This window comes from Candidatus Deferrimicrobiaceae bacterium, from assembly GCA_035256765.1.
Taxonomy (GTDB): Bacteria; Desulfobacterota; Deferrimicrobia; order Deferrimicrobiales; family Deferrimicrobiaceae; genus CSP1-8.
Genome location: DATEXR010000249.1, coordinates 1 through 5982, shown reverse-complemented (window position 1 = coordinate 5982; position 5982 = coordinate 1). Strand labels below are relative to the sequence as shown.

At 64.1% G+C, this 5982-nt stretch carries 6 protein-coding genes; all 6 read left to right on the top strand.

The genetic code is table 11. The features are described 5' to 3' along the window. On the top strand, positions 1 to 904 hold a 904-nt coding region (locus VJ307_08340), incomplete at its 5' end, for an SPASM domain-containing protein (protein HJX74149.1). Positions 905 to 1031: 127 nt separating this feature from the next. Next, entirely contained in the window at positions 1032 to 2111 is a 1080-nt protein-coding gene (locus VJ307_08335; protein ID HJX74148.1) for a hypothetical protein, read from the top strand. Positions 2112 to 2120: 9 nt separating this feature from the next. Beyond that, positions 2121 to 2699: a TlpA disulfide reductase family protein gene (locus VJ307_08330; GenBank protein HJX74147.1), complete on the top strand. Its 579-nt coding sequence runs from the start codon at positions 2121 to 2123 to the stop codon at positions 2697 to 2699. 12 nt (positions 2700 to 2711) lie between these two features. Continuing rightward, positions 2712 to 3296, top strand: a complete 585-nt coding sequence (gene yihA / locus VJ307_08325) for a ribosome biogenesis GTP-binding protein YihA/YsxC (protein HJX74146.1) — start codon at positions 2712 to 2714, stop codon at positions 3294 to 3296. Between the two features lie 115 nt (positions 3297 to 3411). Further along, a complete protein-coding gene (locus tag VJ307_08320; GenBank protein ID HJX74145.1) occupies positions 3412 to 4314 on the top strand; it encodes a sulfide/dihydroorotate dehydrogenase-like FAD/NAD-binding protein in 903 nt (300 codons plus the stop codon). Next, entirely contained in the window at positions 4314 to 5744 is a 1431-nt protein-coding gene (gene gltA / locus VJ307_08315; GenBank protein ID HJX74144.1) for an NADPH-dependent glutamate synthase, read from the top strand. Before VJ307_08320 ends, gltA begins: the two co-directional genes overlap by 1 nt. Positions 5745 to 5982: the final 238 nt, after the last annotated feature.

Here is a 5982-nt window from a genome sequence, read left to right as displayed (position 1 = left end):
GGAATTTTTCTTGCCGACACATGTGCGCTGGGACGTCGACTTCGGCGGCCGGGTCGGGCGTCCCAAGAGGATCGCCCGGCAGATTCGGGAGATCGCGCCGCAGTTCGTGGAACTTCGGATCGAAGGCGACAAGGGGATCGACGAACTCTCCGCAATCTTCACCGAGATCCACAAGTGCAACCCGAAGATCGAGGCGACGGTGGGGCTTACCGCCAGGGCCGTTGCGGCTTCCCGCTGGGGGTATCCCATTATCTTCCTCTGGGCCATCGAGGGGGGGAATACGTTTTCCCGCTGCCTCCCCGAGGACGCGCGCGCGGTATCGTTTGCGCCGGACGAGGAGACCATCCACCTGTTGCCGCAGGTTCTCGAGGATTTCGCGGAAAGCGGCGCGAAGGAGTTACATCTTCCCAACGTCAACGCCGTCCGCGCCCTTGCCGCGGTGGGGCACATCCCGGTCGCAAGCTCCGGGCAGTTTCGGGAGATGTCGCGGAAATTGAACCCCTCACGGATTTCCCTGGTCGGGAAGCGGATCGTCGTCCACGATTTCTTCCTCTGCCGGCTCCTGCGGAATGTTTTTCCGGATGAAGGGGGAAAGCGCGTCGAGTTTTCCGGCTGCGAGGCGGGATCGCGGCTTGCCTACGTAGACTGGGACGGCAACGTCTATCCATGCGACTCCATCCCCATCCGCCTGGGGAATCTCCTCGAAACCCCGTTCGAGAGGATCTGGGGGTCGCCGCAGCGGATGCGGGTCGTCGAGGCGATCCACTCGGTGCCCGTCGATTGCGATTCCTGCATCGCGCACAGCGGCTGCCGGGGGCTGGCGTACTTCGCGTCGGAATCCTTCGACAAGCGGGAGTCCCGCGACTCCCAAGAGGTTGCCGCATCCTCACCCAAATCCAGGTAATGGTTTCTCCTCCGCTGCTTGTGTCTCCGCCCACCGGATCATGCGCCATTGAATCCGGGTAGCGGATTGTGTTCTAATTCGTTGGTCGGTAATTCGAAAAAAATCCCCCGGATAGAGGAGAAAGAACGTGAACCGATCGTTTGTCCGAAATGCCCTGTCCCTGGCCGTCGTCGTTGCCGCGTTCGGCGTGCTGGGCTGCTCCAAGCCGCAAGCGAAGAATGAAACGGTGGCCGAGGTGAACGGCGACGCGATCAAAATAACCGAGCTTCGGGAATTCCTCGGGGTGCGCGGCGGGTTGACCGCCGTTGCCGGAGTTACGCCGGAGCAGAAAAAAGAGGCCCTGGACCGGCTGATCGCGGGACGCCTGCTCGCGCAGGACGCCCGGGCGCAAGGGCTGGACAACACGGCCGAATTCCGCAACTTCCTGAAGAAAAGCGAGCAGAGCGCCCTGATCACCGCCCTGTTCCGGAAGGAGGTCGCTTCCAAGGGAATCGTTTCGAAGGACGATGCCCAGGCCGAGGCAAAGAAGATGAAGGCGGCCGACAACACCCTTTCCGACAACAATGCGAGCGTGCGGGCGCAGCGCTCGGTTTCCGAGGCGAAGATCCGGAAAATCCAGCAGGATCTGATCGCGGCCGCCAACAAGGAGTTCCCGTCCGAGATCGTCCAGCCGATGGTGAACCGGATCGTTCAGGGGGAGAAGGTTCCGGACGACGCCGTCCTGGCCACCGCTGCCGGGGACAACGTCACCTACGGGTATGTGAGAGCGCAACTGGAGCAGAGCGCCGGGGGGATGCAAGGGGACAGGGACATCGTCCGCAACCCCGTGGCGATCAACCGGGTCCTCACCCGGGAAATGACCGGCAGGTCGCTCGCCGCCTACGCGAAGAAGCAGGGGATCGAGGGGACCGAGTGGATCAAAACCAGCCGCGCGGATATCGAGAGGTCGATCCTCATCGATCTGCTGGCGGCGAAGGTTCTCGAGAAGGAGGCCATGGCGACCGACAAGGAGGTCGAGGCCTACTTCAAGGAGCACCCCGAGATGTTCGTCCAGCACGGGAAAAAGGTCCCCTTCATGATGATCAAGGAACAGCTTCGGGGCTTCCTCCAGAACGAGAAGCGCAAATCCGCGATGAATGCCTACCTCGAGGAACAGAAGAAGAAGGCGAAGATCACGGTGAACGAGAAGGTGCTGGGCGACGTGTAGGGAAGCCCGATGAGGCGCGGGATCCGGAAGGCTCTCCCCGTTGCGGCGGGGGTTCTCCTCCTGGCATGCGGGCTGACCCTGGCCCATGGGAAAGAGCAGGCACCGGACCGGGCGCCGGAAAGCGCCCCGGAGAAAATCCCGTCGCTGGGCCCCGGGGCCGGCGCGCCTGCGTTCCGCCTCCCGGACATGCTCGGGACAAAATTTTCCTTCGGCGAGGAGGGGGGGAAAAAGCCGCTTCTCCTCGTCTTTTTTTCCGTTTTTTGCGATCCGTGCCGCGCCAATCTTCCGGTCCTGCAGAAGATCCAGAATAAGTACGGTGGCGACGTCGACGTGGCGGCGGTTTCCCTGGACGGGGAGCCCCTCAAGGCGACGGTCGCGGGATTCGCGAAGCAGGAGGGGTACACCTTCCGGGTTCTTCTCGACGAGGGGGACGAAAAGCGGATGTTCAAGGTCGCCGATGCGTACCGGGTGACGGAGATACCCACCCTGTTTCTCGTGGACAGGGGGGGGAAGGTCACTTTTGCCGGGATGGGCCGTGTCGCGGAGGAAACGCTCGAAAAGGCCGTCCAGGCGGTTCTCAAAAAGTAAAGGGGAGAGCCCGTGGCCGTCCCGCCCCGTTTCCTCATGTTCGATCCGACAGGCGAGGGATGGCCGAAAATCCCGCTCCCCCAGGCGGCTTTTGCGGGCCGGTCCAACGTGGGGAAATCATCGCTGCTGAACGCCCTGGTGGGGAACGCTCGGCTTGCCCGGGTGGGACGGACGCCCGGCAGGACGCGCGGGATCGTCTTCTTCGAGATCGAAGGGCGGTTCGCTTTCGCCGATCTTCCCGGATACGGGTTCGCGAAGGTCTCCCGGGCGGAGCGCGAAGGGTGGAAAACGCTCGTCGAAGGGTATTTCTCCGGATGCCGCCTCCTGAGGAAGGTCTACCTCCTGGTGGATGTGCGGCGCGGCCCGGAGGAAGAGGAAGAGATGCTTGCGGAATACCTCGGATCCCTGGGCGTACCGTACCGTTGGGTGGGCATGAAGGCGGACAAGGTGAAGCCGAGGGAGATTCCCGGTTTCGCTTCCCGTTTTTCCGGGCCGCCGTGGCTGGAACGCGGAGGCCCCCCGGTGGTCGTCTCCGCGAAGACCCGATCGGGGGTCGACCTTCTCTGGAGGGACATCCGCGCGGTTTTTTCCCCTTGATTTCGGGGGCGGGAAAAAGTAATATCGCAAGGTTTTTAAACCGGTAAAAGTCCCGCCAAGACCACTATTGGTTTCGATCGTCCGGCCGTGTGCCGGCGGGCTCGGAGGTCCCCCGTTGTTCACGCTCACCGAAAGCAAAGAGATCGCCCAGAAAGTCTTCTTCCAGAAGATCGAGGCGCCCCGGATCGCGCGCAAACGGAAGGCGGGGCAGTTTCTCGTCATCCGGAAAGGGGAGATGAGCGAGCGCATCCCCCTGACCATCGTGAATTCCGACCCCGGGGACGGGACGGTGACCATCATCTACCAGGTGGTCGGCAAGTCGACTGCGGAGCTCTCCGAGATGAAGCCGGGGGAGACTATCCAGGACGTCGTGGGCCCCCTCGGGCTGCCGACGCACATCGAGAACTTCGGCACCGTCGTCGGAATCGGCGGAGGGATCGGCACGGCGCCCCTGCTCCCCATCGCGACCGCCATCAAGAACGCGGGGAACCGGCTGATCTCGATCATCGGCGCGAGGACGAAAGACCTCCTCATCCTCGAGGAGGAGATGAAGCCGATCAGCGACACCCTGATCGTCACCACCGACGACGGCTCGTACGCCAAGAAGGGCTTCGTCACCGCGGCCCTCCAGGAACGGATCGACGCCGGGGAGAAGATCGACCTGTGCTTCGCCATCGGCCCGGTCCCGATGATGCGGGCGGTGGCGGAGGTCACCAAGCCCCACGGGATCAAGACGGTGGTGAGCTTGAACCCCATCATGGTGGACGCCACGGGGATGTGCGGGGCGTGCCGGGTGACCGTGGGCGGGGTGACCCGGTTCGTCTGCGTGGACGGCCCGGAGTTCGACGGGCACGAGGTCGATTTCAAGGAACTGGTGATGCGCAACCGCGCCTACCTGAAGGAGGAGAAGGTGGCGATGGAACGGTATCAACACAAGGACGGCAAGTGCGTGGGGGGAAAGCCACCGGCAGGCAAAGCCCCGGCCCCCGCCCCCGTGACGAAGGGAGGGGGACGGTAATGGCCGACGCGAAACCGACCCGCCGTCCCAAGCCGTCCAGCATCCCCCGGCAGCCGATGCCGGAGCAGCCCCCGGAGGTCAGAAGAAAAAACTTCCGGGAGGTTCCCTTTGGTCTCACTCCCGACCTGGCGATCCTGGAGGCATCCCGCTGCATCCAGTGCAAGAACCCGGCGTGCATCAAAGGGTGCCCGGTCAACATCAAGATTCCCGAGTTCATCGATCTCGTCCGGAAGGGAAAATTCGTCGAAGCCGCCCGGAAGATCAAGGAGGACAACACTCTCCCTGCGGTGTGCGGACGCGTCTGCCCCCAGGAGGAGCAGTGCGAGATGCCGTGCGTCATCGGCAAGAAGGGCGAGCCGGTCGCCATCGGCCGGCTGGAGCGGTTCGTCGCGGACTTCGAGCGGGTCACCGGCAACGTGGTGGTCCCCGAGGTCGCGCCCCCCACGGGCAAGCGCGTGGCGGTCGTCGGGGCCGGACCCGCGGGCCTGACCGTCGCGGGGGACCTGGTCCAGATAGGGCACGACGTCACCATCTTCGAGGCACTCCACAAGCCGGGGGGGGTGCTCATGTACGGCATCCCGGAATTCCGCCTCCCCAAAGACATCGTGCAGTCGGAGGTGGATTACATCTGCAGCCTCGGCGCGAAGCTGGAGTGCGATGTCGTCATCGGGAAGACGATCACGATCGACGAACTCCTGGGGGAGGAAAAGTTCGATGCCTGCTTCATCGGGACCGGCGCAGGGCTTCCGTACTTCATGAACATCCCCGGGGAGAACCTGATCGGGATCTATTCGGCCAACGAGTACCTGACGCGCTCCAACCTGATGAAGGCGTATCTGTTCCCCGTGGCGGACACCCCGTTGTTCCGGGGGAAGCACGTCGCGGTCGTCGGCGGGGGGAACGTGGCGATGGACGCCGCCCGCACGGCCTTGCGCATGGGCGCGGAGAAGGTGTACCTCGTCTACCGGCGTTCGAAGAAGGAGATGCCCGCCCGCATCGAGGAGATCCACCACGCCGAGGAGGAGGGGATCGAGTTCCACCTCCTCACCAACCCCGTCCGTTTCCTGGGGAACGACGAAGCGTGGGTCACGGATATCGAGTGCCAGAAGATGGAACTGGGCGAGCCCGACGCGTCGGGGCGGCGCCGCCCGGTCCCCGTCAAGGGATCCGAGTTCCGCCTGTCGGTGGACACCGTCGTCATGTCGATCGGCAACGGCGCCAACCCCCTCGTCCCGGCTACCACCCCCGGGCTCGACACGAACAAATGGGGGAACATCCTGGCCGACCAGGAGACGGGAAAGACGAGCAAGAAGGGGGTGTTCGCCGGCGGCGACATCGTGATCGGCGCGGCAACCGTCATCCTCGCCATGGGCGCCGGCCGCAAGGCGGCCGCCGCGATGCACGAATATCTCAAGACCGGGGTCTGGTAGCCGGCCGGCGGGATCATGACGGATGATGCATGGGTTGGGGCACGAGCGACCGTGCCCTTTTTCGTTGGGGAAAGACCTCCGGTCTCCCGGCTGCAGTTTCTCCGCCGGGAACATGGGCCCCTGGCTCGCGGGGGGTTCCACTCCGCTACGCTCGCGACCTTGCGCCCGCTCGCTGCCGGTTCCGCTCGACGCGATTTCTTCCCTTCGGCGGGACACTCCTCCAACCGTACTACCGACA

Bases quoted from the DNA above. Each gene is read 5' to 3' on its own strand.
- VJ307_08330 (HJX74147.1), top strand. From the start codon at position 2,121: ATGAGGCGCGGGATCCGGAAGGCTCTCCCCGTTGCGGCGGGGGTTCTC.
- gltA (HJX74144.1), top strand. From the start codon at position 4,314: ATGGCCGACGCGAAACCGACCCGCCGTCCCAAGCCGTCCAGCATCCCC.